The 14,011-nt window shown below is 69.9% G+C and carries 17 protein-coding genes; 7 read left to right on the top strand and 10 right to left on the bottom strand.

Annotated features, from left to right (window positions below; all coding sequences use genetic code 11):
• Positions 1 to 17: 17 nt before the first annotated feature.
• A complete protein-coding gene (locus tag CLV71_RS40640; RefSeq protein WP_133908279.1) occupies positions 18 to 590 on the top strand; it encodes a hypothetical protein in 573 nt (190 codons plus the stop codon).
• Here the strand turns inward: CLV71_RS40640 and CLV71_RS40635 are convergent.
• From CLV71_RS40635 to CLV71_RS40620, 4 genes are all read right to left on the bottom strand, one after another.
• On the bottom strand, positions 587 to 2,242 hold the full coding sequence (locus CLV71_RS40635) for a fumarate hydratase (protein WP_208297985.1): 1,656 nt from the start codon (positions 2,240 to 2,242) through the stop codon (positions 587 to 589). The two genes, CLV71_RS40640 and CLV71_RS40635, sit on opposite strands and share 4 nt — an antisense overlap.
• A gap of 152 nt (positions 2,243 to 2,394) precedes the next feature.
• Positions 2,395 to 3,363: a sigma-70 family RNA polymerase sigma factor gene (locus CLV71_RS40630; RefSeq protein WP_133908277.1), complete on the bottom strand. Its 969-nt coding sequence runs from the start codon at positions 3,361 to 3,363 to the stop codon at positions 2,395 to 2,397.
• A gap of 227 nt (positions 3,364 to 3,590) precedes the next feature.
• Complete coding sequence (gene dtd / locus CLV71_RS40625; RefSeq protein WP_133908276.1) at positions 3,591 to 4,016, bottom strand: D-aminoacyl-tRNA deacylase; 426 nt, start codon at positions 4,014 to 4,016, stop codon at positions 3,591 to 3,593.
• 24 nt (positions 4,017 to 4,040) lie between these two features.
• Positions 4,041 to 4,799 (bottom strand): methyltransferase domain-containing protein, encoded by a 759-nt coding sequence (locus tag CLV71_RS40620; RefSeq protein ID WP_133908275.1) that lies wholly within the window; start codon positions 4,797 to 4,799, stop codon positions 4,041 to 4,043.
• A gap of 80 nt (positions 4,800 to 4,879) precedes the next feature.
• Between CLV71_RS40620 and CLV71_RS40615 the strand changes: the two genes are divergently transcribed.
• A complete protein-coding gene (locus tag CLV71_RS40615) occupies positions 4,880 to 5,221 on the top strand; it encodes a DUF3099 domain-containing protein (protein WP_133908274.1) in 342 nt (113 codons plus the stop codon).
• 7 nt (positions 5,222 to 5,228) lie between these two features.
• Here CLV71_RS40615 and CLV71_RS40610 read toward each other — a convergent pair whose 3' ends face one another.
• Positions 5,229 to 6,101 (bottom strand): carbohydrate kinase family protein, encoded by an 873-nt coding sequence (locus CLV71_RS40610; RefSeq protein WP_133908273.1) that lies wholly within the window; start codon positions 6,099 to 6,101, stop codon positions 5,229 to 5,231.
• On the opposite strand from CLV71_RS40610, the gene CLV71_RS40605 reads away from it, so the two are divergent.
• The 3 genes from CLV71_RS40605 to CLV71_RS40595 are packed head-to-tail and all read left to right on the top strand — an operon-like array spanning position 6,051 to position 8,734.
• A complete protein-coding gene (locus tag CLV71_RS40605) occupies positions 6,051 to 6,935 on the top strand; it encodes an ABC transporter permease (protein WP_133908272.1) in 885 nt (294 codons plus the stop codon). The two genes, CLV71_RS40610 and CLV71_RS40605, sit on opposite strands and share 51 nt — an antisense overlap.
• Positions 6,928 to 7,722 carry an ABC transporter permease gene (locus CLV71_RS40600; protein WP_133908271.1) on the top strand — a complete coding sequence of 265 codons (795 nt, stop codon included), beginning with the start codon at positions 6,928 to 6,930 and terminating at the stop codon, positions 7,720 to 7,722. Before CLV71_RS40605 ends, CLV71_RS40600 begins: the two co-directional genes overlap by 8 nt.
• Before the next feature lie 22 nt (positions 7,723 to 7,744).
• Complete coding sequence (locus tag CLV71_RS40595; protein ID WP_243867264.1) at positions 7,745 to 8,734, top strand: ABC transporter ATP-binding protein; 990 nt, start codon at positions 7,745 to 7,747, stop codon at positions 8,732 to 8,734.
• Here CLV71_RS40595 and CLV71_RS40590 read toward each other — a convergent pair.
• A complete protein-coding gene (locus CLV71_RS40590; RefSeq protein ID WP_133908270.1) occupies positions 8,697 to 9,266 on the bottom strand; it encodes a TetR/AcrR family transcriptional regulator in 570 nt (189 codons plus the stop codon). The two genes, CLV71_RS40595 and CLV71_RS40590, sit on opposite strands and share 38 nt — an antisense overlap.
• A 58-nt stretch (positions 9,267 to 9,324) precedes the next feature.
• On the opposite strand from CLV71_RS40590, the gene CLV71_RS40585 reads away from it, so the two are divergent.
• On the top strand, positions 9,325 to 9,957 hold the full coding sequence (locus tag CLV71_RS40585) for an O-methyltransferase (protein ID WP_133908269.1): 633 nt from the start codon (positions 9,325 to 9,327) through the stop codon (positions 9,955 to 9,957).
• On the opposite strand, the gene CLV71_RS40580 is transcribed toward CLV71_RS40585, so the two are convergent.
• From CLV71_RS40580 to CLV71_RS40570, 3 genes are all read right to left on the bottom strand, one after another.
• Positions 9,958 to 10,515: a DUF4865 family protein gene (locus tag CLV71_RS40580; RefSeq protein WP_133908268.1), complete on the bottom strand. Its 558-nt coding sequence runs from the start codon at positions 10,513 to 10,515 to the stop codon at positions 9,958 to 9,960.
• Positions 10,516 to 10,524: 9 nt separating this feature from the next.
• Positions 10,525 to 11,436, bottom strand: coding sequence for a pseudouridine-5'-phosphate glycosidase (locus tag CLV71_RS40575; RefSeq protein ID WP_133908419.1), 912 nt, complete (start codon positions 11,434 to 11,436; stop codon positions 10,525 to 10,527).
• 141 nt (positions 11,437 to 11,577) lie between these two features.
• The gene (locus tag CLV71_RS40570) at positions 11,578 to 11,814 is read right to left on the bottom strand and encodes a DUF3039 domain-containing protein (protein WP_133908267.1); all 237 of its coding nucleotides are present in this window, start codon (positions 11,812 to 11,814) and stop codon (positions 11,578 to 11,580) included.
• A gap of 58 nt (positions 11,815 to 11,872) precedes the next feature.
• Between CLV71_RS40570 and CLV71_RS40565 the strand changes: the two genes are divergently transcribed.
• Positions 11,873 to 12,673 carry a sporulation protein gene (locus CLV71_RS40565; protein ID WP_133908266.1) on the top strand — a complete coding sequence of 267 codons (801 nt, stop codon included), beginning with the start codon at positions 11,873 to 11,875 and terminating at the stop codon, positions 12,671 to 12,673.
• On the opposite strand, the gene CLV71_RS40560 is transcribed toward CLV71_RS40565, so the two are convergent.
• On the bottom strand, positions 12,670 to 13,752 hold the full coding sequence (locus tag CLV71_RS40560) for a YihY/virulence factor BrkB family protein (protein ID WP_208297984.1): 1,083 nt from the start codon (positions 13,750 to 13,752) through the stop codon (positions 12,670 to 12,672). The genes CLV71_RS40565 and CLV71_RS40560 overlap by 4 nt on opposite strands.
• Between the last annotated feature and the right edge of the window lie 259 nt (positions 13,753 to 14,011).

Raw genomic sequence — 14,011 nt, 5'->3', positions numbered from 1 at the left:
GCTAACGTCCTCCCACCATGAGGGCTTACCTGATCGCCACCACCGCCGTGCTGGGCCTCGGCGTGCTCGCCGCGTGCGGGTCCCAGGCCACGCCCGCCGCCTCGGACCAGACGTCGACGAGCCAGTCGGTGGCGACGCCGAAGTCGTCGCCAGAGCCGCCGTCGAACGTCGCCGAGCCGACGCCGGGCAACGGCGCGAAGCCCAGGGACCCCACCAGCGGCGAGGCGCCGGTCACCATCGGGCCGAACGGGCCCGTCGTGCCGCCCGGGGTGACCGAGGTGCCCGCCAAGCAGGTGGACGCGGTGGCCCTGCCGAACTACTTCGAGTACGGCAACAAGGTGTGGAGCTTCGAGGGCGGTTTCTCGCTGCAGTTCTTCGCGGCGGCCAGCAGTAGCTGCACCGGCGTGGAGGCCAGGGTCGTCGACCAGTCCACGGACAGCGTGAAGATCCTCGTGCAGCCCATGGACAGCCCACAGGGCGGCCGTCCCGACGGCGGCGCGTGCGCCATGGTGATGACGCCGATGCCGGTGACGGTCACGCTCGACACTCCGTTGCAGGACCGCAAGATCCTGCTGTCCGGCGGTCGCTAGCGGCGGAACGAGATCTGCAGGGTCGGCTGCGAGGTACCCGCGAAGAAGTCGTTGCCCTTGTCGTCGACCACGATGAACGCCGGGAAGTCCTCGACCTCGATCTTCCACACGGCTTCCATGCCCAACTCCGGGTACTCCAGGACGTCGACCTTCTTGATGCAGTCCTGCGCGAGGCGTGCCGCAGGGCCGCCGATGGAGCCGAGGTAGAAGCCGCCGTGGGACTGGCACGCCTCGGTGACCTGCCCGGAGCGGTTGCCCTTGGCCAGCATGACCAGTGAGCCGCCCGCCGCCTGGAACTGCTCGACGTAGGAGTCCATGCGGCCCGCGGTCGTGGGGCCGAAGGAGCCGGAGGCGTAGCCCTCGGGGGTCTTCGCGGGGCCCGCGTAGTACACGGGGTGGTCGCGCAGGTAGTCGGGCATGGGCTCGCCCGCGTCGAGGCGTTCCTTGATCTTGGCGTGGGCGATGTCGCGTGCGACGACCAGCGGGCCGCTCAGGGACAGGCGCGTCTTGACCGGCAGCTTCGACAGCGTCTCGCGGATCTCGGCCATCGGGCGGGTGAGGTCGATCCTGACGACCTCGTCGGTCAGCTCCTCGCCCGTCACGTCCGGCAGGAAGTGCGCAGGGTCGCGCTCGAGCTGCTCGATGAACACGCCGTCTGCGGTGATCTTGGCCTTGGCCTGGCGGTCGGCCGAGCAGGACACGGCGATGCCGACGGGGCAGGACGCGCCGTGCCGCGGGAGGCGGATCACCCGGACGTCGTGGCAGAAGTACTTGCCCCCGAACTGCGCGCCGATGCCGAACTGGCGGGTCATCTCCAGGACCTGCTGCTCGAGGTCGACGTCGCGGAAGGCGTGGCCGAGGGGCGAGCCCTCCCGGGGCAGGTCGTCGAGGTAGCGGGTGGAGGCGAGCTTGGCGACCTTGAGGTTGTACTCGGCCGAGGTACCGCCCACGACGACCGCGAGGTGGTAGGGCGGGCACGCGGCGGTGCCGAGGCTGCGCAGCTTCTCGTCGAGGAAGCGGGCGAGGCGCTTGGGGTTCAGCAGCGCCTTGGTCTCCTGGTACAGGAAGGTCTTGTTGGCGCTGCCGCCGCCCTTGGCCATGAACAGGAACTCGTACTCGGGCTTGTCGCCGTCCTTGTGGTACAGCTCCAGCTGCGCCGGGAGGTTGGTGCCGGTGTTGCGCTCCTCCCAGAAGTTGACGGGCGCGAGCTGGGAGTAACGGAGGTTCAGCTCCTGGTAGGCCTCGAAGATGCCCCTGCTCAGCGCTGCCTCGTCCTGACCGCCGGTGAGGACGTTCTCGGTCCGCTTGCCGATGACGATCGCGGTGCCCGTGTCCTGGCACATGGGGAGCACACCGCCCGCCGAGATGCAGGCGTTGCGCAGCAGGTCCATGGCGACGAACCGGTCGTTGCCGCTGGCCTCGGGGTCGTCGACGATGGCACGCAGCTGCGCGAGGTGCGACGGGCGCAGGAGGTGCTGGATGTCGCGGATCGCCTCTTTGGCGAGGGCGGTCAGAGCCTCGGGAGAGACCTCGAGGAACTGGCGGCCCGCCGCCTCCACGAGCCGCACGCCGTCCGGGGTGACCAGCCGGTACTCGGTGTGGTTGTCGGGGGCGAGAGGCAGGGCTTCTGTGTAGGTGAAGGTCGCGGTCACCTTGGGGACTCCTGTGTCGCGTGGTGGGATTCCCCGACGTTACCGCCTGGCCGCTGACGGTCGCTGTGTGGTGTTGGTCGCGTCGAAAACGACCGGAAGGCCAGGGCGGCCCCCGGCCGGCCTGACCTTCCGTTGGAGAGGGGTTCGGTTACTCAGCTCGCGTAGGCGCGGAGCTTCTCGGCCCGTTCGCCCTGACGGAGCTTCGACATGACCTCGCGCTCGATCTGGCGGACGCGTTCGCGCGAGAGGCCGAAGCGCTTGCCGATCTGGTCGAGGGTGTGCGGCTGACCGTCGTCCAGGCCGTAGCGGAGCCGGATCACGGACTGCTCGCGGTCGTCGAGGGTCGCCAGCACGCGGCGCAGGTCGTCGTGCAGGAGGCCGGAGATGACGGCGCTCTCCGCGTCGGTCGCCTCGCCGTCCTCGATGAAGTCGCCGAGCGGGGCGTCCTCCTCCGAGCCGACGGGCATGTCGAGGCTCACCGGGTCGCGTGCGTGGTCGAGCAGGTCGGAGACCTTCTCAGGGGTCAGTCCGACCTCCTTGGCCAGCTCGTCGTGGGTGGCCTCGCGCCCGAGCTGCTGGTGCAGGTCGCGCTTGATCCTCGCCAGCTTGTTGACCTGTTCGACCAGGTGGACCGGGAGGCGGATCGTCCTGCCCTGGTCGGCCATGCCCCTGGTGATGGCCTGCCGGATCCACCACGTCGCGTACGTGGAGAACTTGAAGCCCTTGGTGTAGTCGAACTTCTCGACGGCACGGATCAGACCCAGGTTGCCCTCCTGGATGAGGTCCAGTAGCGGCATGCCGCGGCCGGTGTAGCGCTTGGCGAGCGACACGACGAGCCGGAGGTTCGCCTCGAGCAGGTGGTTCTTCGCCAGGTGGCCGTCGGCGACGAGCTGACGCAGCTCTCCACCGCGAGTACGATCGAGTTCGGCGGCCGTGTCCAGCATGTGCTGGGCGAACACGCCGGCTTCGATCCGCTTGGCGAGCTCGACCTCCTGGGCCGCGGTCAACAGTGCGGTGCGGCCGATGCCGTTCAGGTACACGCGGACCAGGTCGGCCGCGGGGCCCTGGGCGTCGAGGTCGTACTCACTCGGCTCGGGCTCGCGTTGCTGTGGGACCGTCATGCTCTCCCTCCCCCTTTTCGCGGGCTGGTGTGCTGGTTGTCACACACCGGCCACTGTCCGGTGAGCCTTCGATCGACCGCCTGTTTGGTGACCTGTGCTCGTTGGCTGGACACTCTGGAAACGCCGTTGGGTCTCGATTCGTTCCCGGGTTCTCAACCATGAAGACGTCGCCCTCGCCACAGCGGTTGTTCGACTATGCCTGAGCTTTTGCTGAGAAGTTGACGACGTCAGATCTCGACGATGACGGTGAACGGCCCGTCGTTGATAGAGGTAACCGCCATGGCGGCGCCGAAACGTCCTGTGTCGACCTGTGCGCCGCGTGTACGGAGGTTCGCGACGACCGCGTCGACGAGAGGCTCGGCCACCTCGGGCCGGGCGGCGGCTGTCCAAGATGGACGGCGACCCTTTCGAGTGTCCCCGTAAAGGGTGAACTGGCTCACTACGAGTAGGGGTGCTCCGGTCGTCGCACAGGACTGCTCGTCACGCAGGACGCGTAGTTCGTGCAGTTTGCGCGCCATGGTGTCGACCTTGGCCGCGGTGTCGTCGGTCGCGATGCCGAGCAACACGAGGAGACCGGGCACGTCGATCTGACCCACCACCGCGTCGTCGACGGTCACGCTCGCCGACAACACCCTCGCCACCACCGCTCGCACGACGGCGATGGTGTCAAAGCGGTCTCAGCGGCGCGCGATCAGGTGGTAGAAACGGGCGGTCAGCAGGTAGGGCATGCGGCTGGACAACGCGATCTCCAGCAGCTCGAGGTCGGCCATGAACGCCGGGTTCTCGGCGTCCTCCTCCGAGACCAGGTCGCTCACGCAGCGCACGCCGTAGCGGACGACCTCCTGCACGCCGAGGGTCGCCAGCGACGCCACCAGCTCGCCGACGGTCAGCGGCTCCGACCACTCGCCCGCCTCCGCGAGCAGCTCGGCAAGTGCCAGGTCGGGGGCGCGGTCGCGCACGACCGCCTGGACGGGGCCGAAGTGCTCGTTGGGCCCCAGGACCGACAGCAGGCCGCCGGGGCGCAGCGGCGCCATGACCGCGCGCAGGACCTCCTGGCGTTCGGCGGCCTCGGCGGTGTAGTGCAGCAGGTTGTGGCACAGGACCAGGTCGAACTCGTGGCCGTCGAAGACCTCGGGGGCGTCCTGGGCGGCGGCCTGGACCACGTGGAGCCGGTCGGCGACACCGTGTGCCTCGGCTGCCTGGATCGCGGTGCTCAGCATGGCGCCTGCCGGGTCGAGCACCGTGACCTCGTGCCCCTGGGTGGCCAGCCGGACGGCTGTCACACCGTTGCCGCCCGCCACGTCCAACACGCGGGACGGCTCGTCACCCCAGTGCCTGGCCAGGTTGGCCTCGGTGAGGACGTGGCGCAGCATTTCCAGGGGGCTCGGGCGCCACTGGAGCAGGGACAGGTTGGTGTCGAACCCGCTCGACGTCATACAACCTTCATACCGGGTCGACCCTGCCCGGCCACATTACTTCTACCCGTATGGCGGAACACCCTCATGCGGGTGGGACTATGGGTAGGTCTGGAGGTGGTGCCGTGAAGTCCGAACGGGACGACACCCCGGTTCTCATCACCGAAGCCGCGCAGTCGCACGACGACGACCTCGCCGCGCGCAAACGCAAGTACCTGATCATGATGGCGATGCGGCTGCCGTGTCTGGTGCTGGCCGGTGTCTTCCACGACACCTGGGTGCTGGCGCTCGTCTTCATCGTCATCTCCATCCCGCTGCCCTGGATCGCGGTGCTCATCGCGAACGACCGGCCGCCGAGGAAGGCCGAGCAGGTCAACCGCTACGAGCGGACGCCGACGGCCATCGAGGGCGGCAACCACCCCGTCATCGAGTCCGAGGCGTAGCGCTCCGTCAACGCGACGGTTGCGCGCCCACCTGGCCGACCGCCAGCGCGCCGAGCCGTACGCCTGCGAGCAGGCAGTCCTCCGGTGACTCGCCTGCCAGCAGCGCGGCCAGCAGGCCCGCGTCGAAGGCGTCCCCCGCGCCGGTCGAGTCGACGCAGTCCCCCGGCGCGGACGGCACCGACACGATGCCGTTCCCGTCGACCCAGCTCGCGCCGGACGCCCCGGTGGTGACGGCCACCGCGCCGACCGCGTCCAGCAGCGCGGACGCGCTCGCGGGGTCGCGTGAGCCGGTCAGCACGGCCAGCTCGTCGAGGTTGGGCAGCAGGACATCCACACCCCGCACCTCGTCCATGAACAGCGCCGGGTCGGTGATCAGGGCCGCCGCCTGCGGGTCGACGGAGGTGGTCAGTCCTGCCTCGCGGGCGGCGGCCAGCATCGCCACGCCCGCGTCCCTCGACGACTCGTCGAGCAGGACGTAGCCGGACAGGTGCAGGTGCGTGGCGTCGGCCAGCGCGGTAGCGGCCAGGTCGCCGGGCACCAGGTTCTTGCCCGCGCCACGGTCCGGGAGCATGCTCCGCTGCCCGTCCCCGTCGACCAGGACGACGACGCAACAGGTCGAGGCGGTCGCGTCTATTACGAATGCGCAGCGGACCCCGGCCGTGGTTAGCTCCTCGAATGCCCGACGCCCCGCAACGTCGTCGCCCACCCTTGCCACGAGAACCGGTTCGACCCCGCAGTGGGCGAGCCACGCAGCCGTGTTCGCGCCTGCCCCGCCGGTCGTGAGTGCCACGCTCGCACGCACGTCACCGCCGTGCACCACGGAACCCGCATGAGTGGCGACCACGTCCAGCGCGACGTCGCCGACGACCAAGATGCTCACGAGGACCGCAGGTTAACGGGCGTTATCGCGGGCGGTTCGGCCCGGGTACTCGCCGCGCTGGCAGGCGCCGAGTTCCGCCGCTACGTGACCTACCGGCAGGCCACGTTCGCGGGCGCGTTCACCAACACGATCTTCGGCTTCATGCGCTGCTACGTCCTGCTCTCGGTGGCGAGTGCGACCGGCCAGGTCGCGGGCTACGACGCCAGCAGGCTGGTCGCGTTCGTCTGGATCGGGCAGGGGCTGCTCGCGGTCGTCAACTACTGGGGCCAGCAGGAGCTGCCGGAACGCGTGCGCTCCGGACAGGTGATGTCCGACCTGCTCCGCCCGGTCGACCTGATGAACGCCTTCCTCGCCTCGGACGTGGGCAGGGCCGGGCACGCCATGGTGACCAGGTTCGTCGTGCCGGTCGTCGCGGGCATCGTCTTCTTCGACTTCTACCTCCCCGGACACGCGCAGACCTACGCCCTGTTCGCGGTGTCGGTCCTGCTCGCGGTGCTGGTGTGCTCGGCGTGCCGGTACCTGGTGGCGCTGACGTCCTTCTGGCTCCTGGACATCCGGGGCATGCAGGGGGTGTGGCTGCTCCTGTCCGGTGTGGGCAGCGGGCTGTACTTCCCGTTGCCGGTGTTGCCGGACTGGCTCGTCACCCTCCTCTGGGTCGGCACACCGCTGCCCGCGCTCCTGCAGGCGCCGCTGGACGTGTTCGTCGAGCGGGGCGGCACCGGTCACGGGCTGGTGCTGGTCGCCGGGCAGGTCGCGTGGCTGGCGATCATGGTCGGGCTCTGTCGGCTCGTGCAGGGCCGGGCGTTGCGGCGGTTGGTGGTGCAGGGTGGCTGACCCTTACGTGCGGCTGCTCGTCGCGCAGGTGCGCAGCCAGACGCAGTACCGCCTGTCCTTCGCGCTCGACCTCGCCTTCTCGACGGTGCTGACCTCGCTGGACCTCGTCACGCTGTGGGTGCTGTTCACGGTCAACGGCGACCTCGGCGGGTTCGGCGGCGAGGACGTGCTGCTGATGGCCGGTATCGCCGCGTGCGCCTTCCCGGTCGCGGACCTGGCCGTCGGCAACACCGAGAAGCTGCGTGTCTACGTCAGGTCCGGGCTGTTCGACGCGGTGCTGCTGCGGCCGCTGTCGGCGCTCGGGCAGCTCGTGGTGATGGACTTCGCGCCGAGGCGGGTCGGCCGGGTCCTGCAGGGCACGGCGGTCTACGTGGCGGCACTGGTGATCTCGCCCGTCCAGTGGTCCCCGCCGGTCGTGGTGCTCGCGGTGGTCGCGCCGCTCGCCGGGGCGGTGTTCTTCGGTGCGATCTTCGTCGCGGGGGCGACGGTCGCGTTCTGGTGGATCGACTCGGGGGAGATGTCCAACGCCTTCACCTACGGCGGCAAGGACGTGTCCGCCTACCCGGCGACCGTGTTCGGCGGTCTGTTCCGGCGGGTCTTCGTCTACGGGCTGGGGTTCGCGTTCGTCTCCTACCTGCCCGCGCTCGCCATGCTCGGTAGGTCGGACCCGCTGGGGACACCCGACTGGCTGCGCTGGTGCTCGCCCCTGACCTCGCTGGTCTTCGCCGTGGCCGCCGGGTTGTTCTGGCGCACCGGCGTCCGACACTACCGGAGCACAGGATCGTGACTGACGGAACGGAGCTTGCGGCGTGAGCGTCATCATCGAGACTTCGTTGCTGCGCAAGGAGTTCACCGTACGCAGGAAGGCGGGTAGGTTCCGTCGCACGTCCACCACGGTGTCCGCTGTGGACGGTGTGTCGCTGTCGGTCGCCGAGGGGGAGATGCTCGGCTACATCGGACCGAACGGCGCGGGGAAGTCGACCACGCTGAAGATGCTGACCGGAGTGCTCACGCCGTCCGGCGGGACGGTGTCGGTGTGCGGGCTCACGCCCGTGCCTCAGCGTGCGCGGCTCGCGCGGCGCATCGGGGTGGTGTTCGGGCAGCGTTCGCAGCTGTGGTGGGACCTGCCGTTGACGGAGTCGTTCACGTTGCTGCGGCACGTCTACCAGGTGCCCGCCGCCGACCACGCGGCGCGGCTTCGGTACTGCCGGTCGCTGCTCGACCTCGACTCCTTCGTGGACACTCCGGTGCGGCAGCTCTCGCTGGGACAGCGGATGCGGGGCGAGCTGACGGCCGCGCTGCTGCACGGGCCGTCGGTGCTGTTCCTCGACGAGCCGACGATCGGGCTGGACGTGCTGAGCAAGCAGGCGGTCCGCGCGTTCCTCGGACAGGTGGCCGAGCGCGGTGACACGACGGTCGTGCTGACGACGCACGACCTCGCCGACATCGAGAAGCTGTGCCGCCGCCTCGTGGTGATCGACCACGGCCACGTCGTGCACGACGGGACTCTGGACGAACTGCACGCGACCTACCGGTCCAAGCGGCGGATCGTGGCGGACCTCGACGCGCCGTGGCCCGGCCGCGACCTGCCGGGTGCCGCCGTCGAGAGCGTCGAGGCGGACGGGTACCGGGTCACGCTGACGCTCGAGGGCGCGACCGCGGGTGAGGTGGTCGCGCGTCTCGCCCAGGCCGTGCCGCTGCGGGACCTTTCCGTCCTGGAGCCGGAGATCGAGGACGTCGTGGCGCGGCTCTACGCGGGCGCTAGTTCCGTAGGAACCGCTGTACCAGGTGATCGGTGAACTCGCGGGGGACGGGCTCGCCCGTGACGAGCACCCGGTAGTAGAGCGGGCCGACGAGCTCGTCGACCGCGAGGTCGACGTCGAGGTCGGCGGGCAGCTCGCCGCGCTCGATCGCCCGTAGCAGCGGTTGCCGGTCGCGTTCTCGTTGCTGGCCCAGGTAGTCCGTGCGCAGACGGGTCGCCAGCTCCGGGTCGTGCTGTGCCTGGCCGGTGAGTGCGCGCAGGACCGCGCCAGGGTCGGACTCGGTGAGGAACAGGGCGAGCCGGTGCAGGTGGGCACGCAGGTCGGTGCCGAGGTCGCCCTCGTCCGGCGGGAAGAGGTGCTCGGCCATGTCCTGGGTGAACGCCTCGAGCAGGATGTCCACCTTGGACGGCCACCAGCGGTAGATCGTCTGCTTGGCGACCCCGGCCCGCGTGGCGATGCCCTCGACCGTGACGGCCGCGAAGCCGCGCTCGGCCAGCAGGTCGTCAGCCGCATCGAGCACGGCCTGCCTGGCCGCCTCGCTGCGTCCGTGCCGGTTACCGCGGTGCATGTCCACGGAGCCTAGCGGTGTCTAGACAAGACGCAACGTTGCGTCTAGCGTAGCTGGCATGACGACCTTACTGAGTGATCCGGTGCGTACCGTCCTCGACCGGCTGTTCACCGCCTCGGACCGCGACGACGACCTCGAACTGGCCTTTCCCGACGGCGCCACGTCTCAGGAGGCGGCCGACGCGCTGGCCGACGTGTACATGCCGGTCTCGGCGTCGGCGGGTGAGCTGCTGTACGCCCTGGTGCGGTCGAGCCGCCCGGAGACCGTCGTGGAGTTCGGGACCTCCTACGGCATCTCGACGCTGCACCTGGCGGCCGCGGTCGCGGACAACGGCACCGGGCACGTGTTCACGACGGAGCTGAGCGCGGTCAAGGTCACGGCCGCCCGGTCCAACCTGGACGAGGCAGGGCTCGGCGACCACGTGACGATCCTGGCCGGGGACGCGCTGGAGACACTGGCCTCCGTGCCCGGCCCGGTCGGCGTGGTGCTGCTGGACGGGTGGAAGCAGCTGTGCCTACCGGTCCTGCGGCAGCTCGAACCCAGGCTCGCGCCCGGCGCGCTGGTGCTCGCCGACGACACGAACCTGCCCGACCTCGCCGGCTACCTCGACTACGTCCGCGACCCGGCCAACGGCTACGTGAGCGTCCACTTCCCGGTGGGCGACGGCGTGGAGGTCAGCTGCCGCGCGTAGTCACCAGCAGCGGCCCGGCGGCAGCTGGTCCAGCTCCGGTGTGGACAGGTGGCGGACCTCGTAGCGCGTGCCTTCGGTCTCCGGCTCGCCGCGCCACAGGACGAAGTGGACCAGCTCCCAGCCGTGCGGGTCGACGGCCAGGGCGGCGGTGTGGACGTTCTCGTTGTGCTGCAGGTCGCTCAGCGACTCGACCGCGTCGTCGACGTTGATCAGGTCGATCGGGGTCAGCAGCCGGGAGGCGGTGGCGGGCACCGTGTCACGAGCGGGGCCCGCCACGGTGGCGATGCCGGTCCACTGGCGGACGGCGGGCCTGCCGAAGTCGCGGATGATGTTCTGGAAACCGCCGCCGCCGAACAGGAAGTGGGCCATCGCACCGGTGTCGTGCCACAGGTAGAACGGGGCGTACTGGTTGACCGGGTCCTGCTCGCGGACCAGGTAGGCCTTGAGCGCCAGGCCTTTCCGGTCGTCGAGCAGGTGGCCGTTGTCCTCGATCCGCCTGCGGATGATGCCCATGTCGTAGTCGGTGGGCAGGGTGATCTCGTACTGCGCGGCGTACATGCTCGCCTTTCAGCTGGTGTGGAGTGCGACGGCCACCTCGGCGGCCAGGGTCACGTTCGACAGGACGAGCGCCACGTTCGCGTCGAGGGACACCCCGGCGCTCGCGGTGTGGAAGTGGTCGAGGAGCACGGGGGTCACGTCCCCGCCCCGGACGCCGTCCTCTGCGACCCGGGCCATGCCCTCGGCGAGGAGGCGGTCGTGGAGGTCCTGGGACATCTCGTCGGCGGCCGGGATCGGGTTGGTGAGCAGGACACCGGAGCCGGGGCCGTGCTCGCGGTGCGCGCGGACGACCGCCGCCACCTCCTCGGGGGTCTCCACCCGCCAGGACAGCGCGAACCTCGACTCCCTGCGGTAGAAGGCCGGGAAGAAGCCGGTCCGATAACCCAGCACCGGCACCGACCGCGTCTCGAGGACCTCGATCGTCGCGCTGATGTCCAGTACCGACTTCACGCCGGAGCACACGACCGTGATCGGGGTGCTCGACAGGACGTCCAGGTCCGCGGACACGTCCCACGACAGCGCGTCGCCGGGCGGCGGGAGGTGCACGCCGCCGAGGCCACCGGTGCCGAACACCGGGATGCCCGCCGCGTGTGCGATGACCGACGTGCCCGCGATGGTCGTCGCGCCGTCGTGGTGCAGTGCGATGGCCGGGCCCAGGTCGCGGGCGGACAGCTTCGCGAGGCCGGAGCCCGCCGCGCACAGGCGGTCGAGCTCGGTGCCGGTGAGGCCGACGCGGATCTGTCCGTCGAGGACGGCGATCGTGGCGGGGACCGCGCCTGCGGCACGCACCGCGTTCTCGACCTCGGTCGCCACCTCGCGGTTGCGGCCGGGCGGCAGGCCGTGCGCGAGCAGCGTGCTCTCCAGCGCGACGACCGGCAGCCGGTCGGCCAGCGCGCCCGCGACCTCGTCGGTGATCCGCATGCTCTCCTCGTTCACTGGGTCACCTGCTCCGGGCGCGCGTCGGCGAACGGCGGCGGCGCGCACGCCGTCCGCAGCAGGATACGCAGGCGAGAGGTGGGACAGGGCCGGTGAGCGGCTTGTCCGAAATGCCCGTCGACGGTGTCAGTCGTCCCCGCCCGGCGGCAGGTTGTTGTAGATGCGCTGGCACTCGGGGCAGACCGGGGAACCGGGCTTCGGCGACCTGGTCACCGGGAAGACCTCGCCGCACAGGGCGACGACGACGGAGCCGGTCACGGCACTCTCGGCGATCTTGTCCTTGCGGACGTAGTGGAACATCTTCGGGGTGTCGTCACCCGTGCTGTCGCGGGTGTCGACTTCTGGCAGCGTCTGTGTACTCACGGTGCAATGATGCCGGAAATGGCGGCGGGGGTGCTCACCCGCTGGCAGGATGCGCCCCATGTTCCAGAAGGTGATGGCCAGCTTCGGCCAGGGGGGCGCCACGGTCGACGCCCGGCTTCTCGACCGTCTCGTTCTGCCGGGCGGCACGCTGCACGGCGAGGTCATCCTCCAGGGTGGACAGGTCGACCAGGAGATCGAGTCGCTCGCGGTGACCCTGCTGGCGAGGGTCGAGCAGGGGTCCGAGGAGACCACCGCCGACCTGCCCTTCCAGAACGTGCAGCTGGCCGGCAGGGAGCTGGTGCGGGCGGGCGCGCAGATCAAGGTGCCGTTCGAGGTGCAGATGCCGTGGGAGACCCCGGTGACCACGGTGTTCGGCAAGTACCTGACCGGCATGGCCGTCGGGCTGCAGACGAACCTCAACCTCGCCCGCACGGTCGTCGACCCGCAGGACGTCGACGCCATCCCGATCGAGCCGGTGCCCGCGCAGCACCGCATCCTCGACGCGCTGACCCGCATCGGCTGCCAGTTCCGCGACGCGAACCTGGTGAAGAACCGCATCGACGGCGTGGACCAGCAGCTGCCCTTCTTCCAGGAGATCAACTTCGCGCCGTCGCAGGCGTTCGGCAACGTGTTCAACGGCGTGACGGTGTCGTTCCTCGCCAGGCCCCGGGACGTGCAGGTCGTCCTCGACGTCGCGAAGCGGGTCCGCGTGCTCAAGGGCGGCGGCCTCGGCACGCGGTCGCAGTCACGGCTCGGGACGTTCGTCGTCGAGTACGCGGCGATGGGCCGCCCCAACTGGGAGCAGCAGATCGAGGGCTGGCTGCGCGAGGTCGCGAAGCCCAGGGCGATCTTCGACTAGGGCTCGGTGTCCGGGGTGCGCCTCGCCTCGCGGGGCGCCTCCGCCTTCCCGTTGGGGCTCGCGGGCGGCGGTTGGACGGGCTGCTGGCGCACGGGCTGCGCAGCGGGCTCGGTACGGGACCCGGCCTTCGACATCTCCAGGCGGCGCCACGCGCGGCGCTGGCGCTTGGTCATCTTGGCGGGCCACATCTCCTGGATGGCCGCGTTGAAGTACGCGCCGATCACGATGGCGAGCCCGATGAAGAACGCGAACAGCAGGAACGCGATCGGCGTGGCCAGTGCGCCGTAGGTGTAGCCGGTCGTGGTGATCCACGAGATGTAGAGCCGCAGGCCGATGCTGGACAGCAGGAACACGATCATCGCGAGCACGGCGCCCGGCAGCCCCCGGTGGTAGGGGAGCTTGCGGGGCAGCGCCAGCTTGTACAGGGTGGCCAGCGCCAACACGATGAGCACCCCCAGCGCGGGGTAGTAGAACGCGTTCACCCAGAACGCGATCTCGTTGCGCCACGCCATCGGGAAGATCTTCGGGAGCACGTCCGGGCCCAGGGCGAGGATCGGCAGCCCGATGACCAGCAGCACGAGTGCCGCCATGTAGAGCAGCAGCGCGAAGATCCGCTGCCACACCTCGTGACGCACCCCGTACTGGTTGTGCGCGACGGTGATCGCGTCGACGAACGACGACATCGCCGACGACCCGCCCCACAGCGAGATCAGGAACCCGACGGTCACGATCTCGCCCCGGCCGTGGCGCAGGATGTCGTCGACGGTCGGGCTGATGATGTCGTTGACCACGTTCGGGGAGAAGGCCGTGTTCGACCACTCGATGATCGACTCGTGGACCGAGTCGATCACGTCCTTACCGAACCACTGCGCGACGTAGCCGAGACTGCCGAGCAGCCCCAACAGCAGTGGCGGCAGCGACAGGACCTGCCAGAACGCCGCCTCCGCCGCCTCGGAGAAGAGGTTGCCCTCCCAGGACTTGACCCAGGTGCGTTTGAGCAGGCGCATCGGACCGCGCCGCGGCAGGGCGCTGGTCGCCTGCTGCGCGTTGCGCGTCGGGTTCTGCGGCTGCGGACTCATCTCAAGGCCAAGCATGGTCCATCAAGACCCCACCTGCGCGATAGCGCAGTGTTTTTTTCGCCCGCTCCGCTCACGGTGACATTGGCTCGCTCCGCTCGCGGGTGAGTGGGTCGCGGGGCTGCACGGTCTGTTCGCTGGTGAGCGAACAGACGGCGCCTTGGAGGTGTCGCGTCGCGTTGTCGGGAGGGGCGGCAGGTAGAGTCAACTCCGCCCTCAACGTCGCCCGCTGAGGGCTTCGTTGTGCCAGGAGTGCGTCCAG

This window comes from Actinophytocola oryzae (assembly GCF_004364325.1).
Classification (GTDB): domain Bacteria; phylum Actinomycetota; class Actinomycetes; order Mycobacteriales; family Pseudonocardiaceae; genus Actinophytocola; species Actinophytocola oryzae.
This window is presented reverse-complemented; position numbering and strand designations above follow the sequence as displayed.

Excerpts from the sequence above, each read along its gene's own strand:
- CLV71_RS40640 (WP_133908279.1), top strand. The coding sequence starts at position 18 with ATGAGGGCTTACCTGATCGCCACCACCGCCGTGCTGGGCCTCGGCGTG.
- CLV71_RS40630 (WP_133908277.1), bottom strand. The coding sequence starts at position 3,363 with ATGACGGTCCCACAGCAACGCGAGCCCGAGCCGAGTGAGTACGACCTC.
- CLV71_RS40620 (WP_133908275.1), bottom strand. The coding sequence starts at position 4,799 with ATGACGTCGAGCGGGTTCGACACCAACCTGTCCCTGCTCCAGTGGCGC.
- CLV71_RS40615 (WP_133908274.1), top strand. The coding sequence starts at position 4,880 with ATGGGTAGGTCTGGAGGTGGTGCCGTGAAGTCCGAACGGGACGACACC.
- CLV71_RS40605 (WP_133908272.1), top strand. The coding sequence starts at position 6,051 with ATGAGTGGCGACCACGTCCAGCGCGACGTCGCCGACGACCAAGATGCT.
- CLV71_RS40590 (WP_133908270.1), bottom strand. The coding sequence starts at position 9,266 with ATGCACCGCGGTAACCGGCACGGACGCAGCGAGGCGGCCAGGCAGGCC.
- CLV71_RS40585 (WP_133908269.1), top strand. The coding sequence starts at position 9,325 with ATGACGACCTTACTGAGTGATCCGGTGCGTACCGTCCTCGACCGGCTG.
- CLV71_RS40580 (WP_133908268.1), bottom strand. The coding sequence starts at position 10,515 with ATGTACGCCGCGCAGTACGAGATCACCCTGCCCACCGACTACGACATG.
- CLV71_RS40575 (WP_133908419.1), bottom strand. The coding sequence starts at position 11,436 with ATGCGGATCACCGACGAGGTCGCGGGCGCGCTGGCCGACCGGCTGCCG.
- CLV71_RS40565 (WP_133908266.1), top strand. The coding sequence starts at position 11,873 with ATGTTCCAGAAGGTGATGGCCAGCTTCGGCCAGGGGGGCGCCACGGTC.
- CLV71_RS40560 (WP_208297984.1), bottom strand. The coding sequence starts at position 13,752 with ATGAGTCCGCAGCCGCAGAACCCGACGCGCAACGCGCAGCAGGCGACC.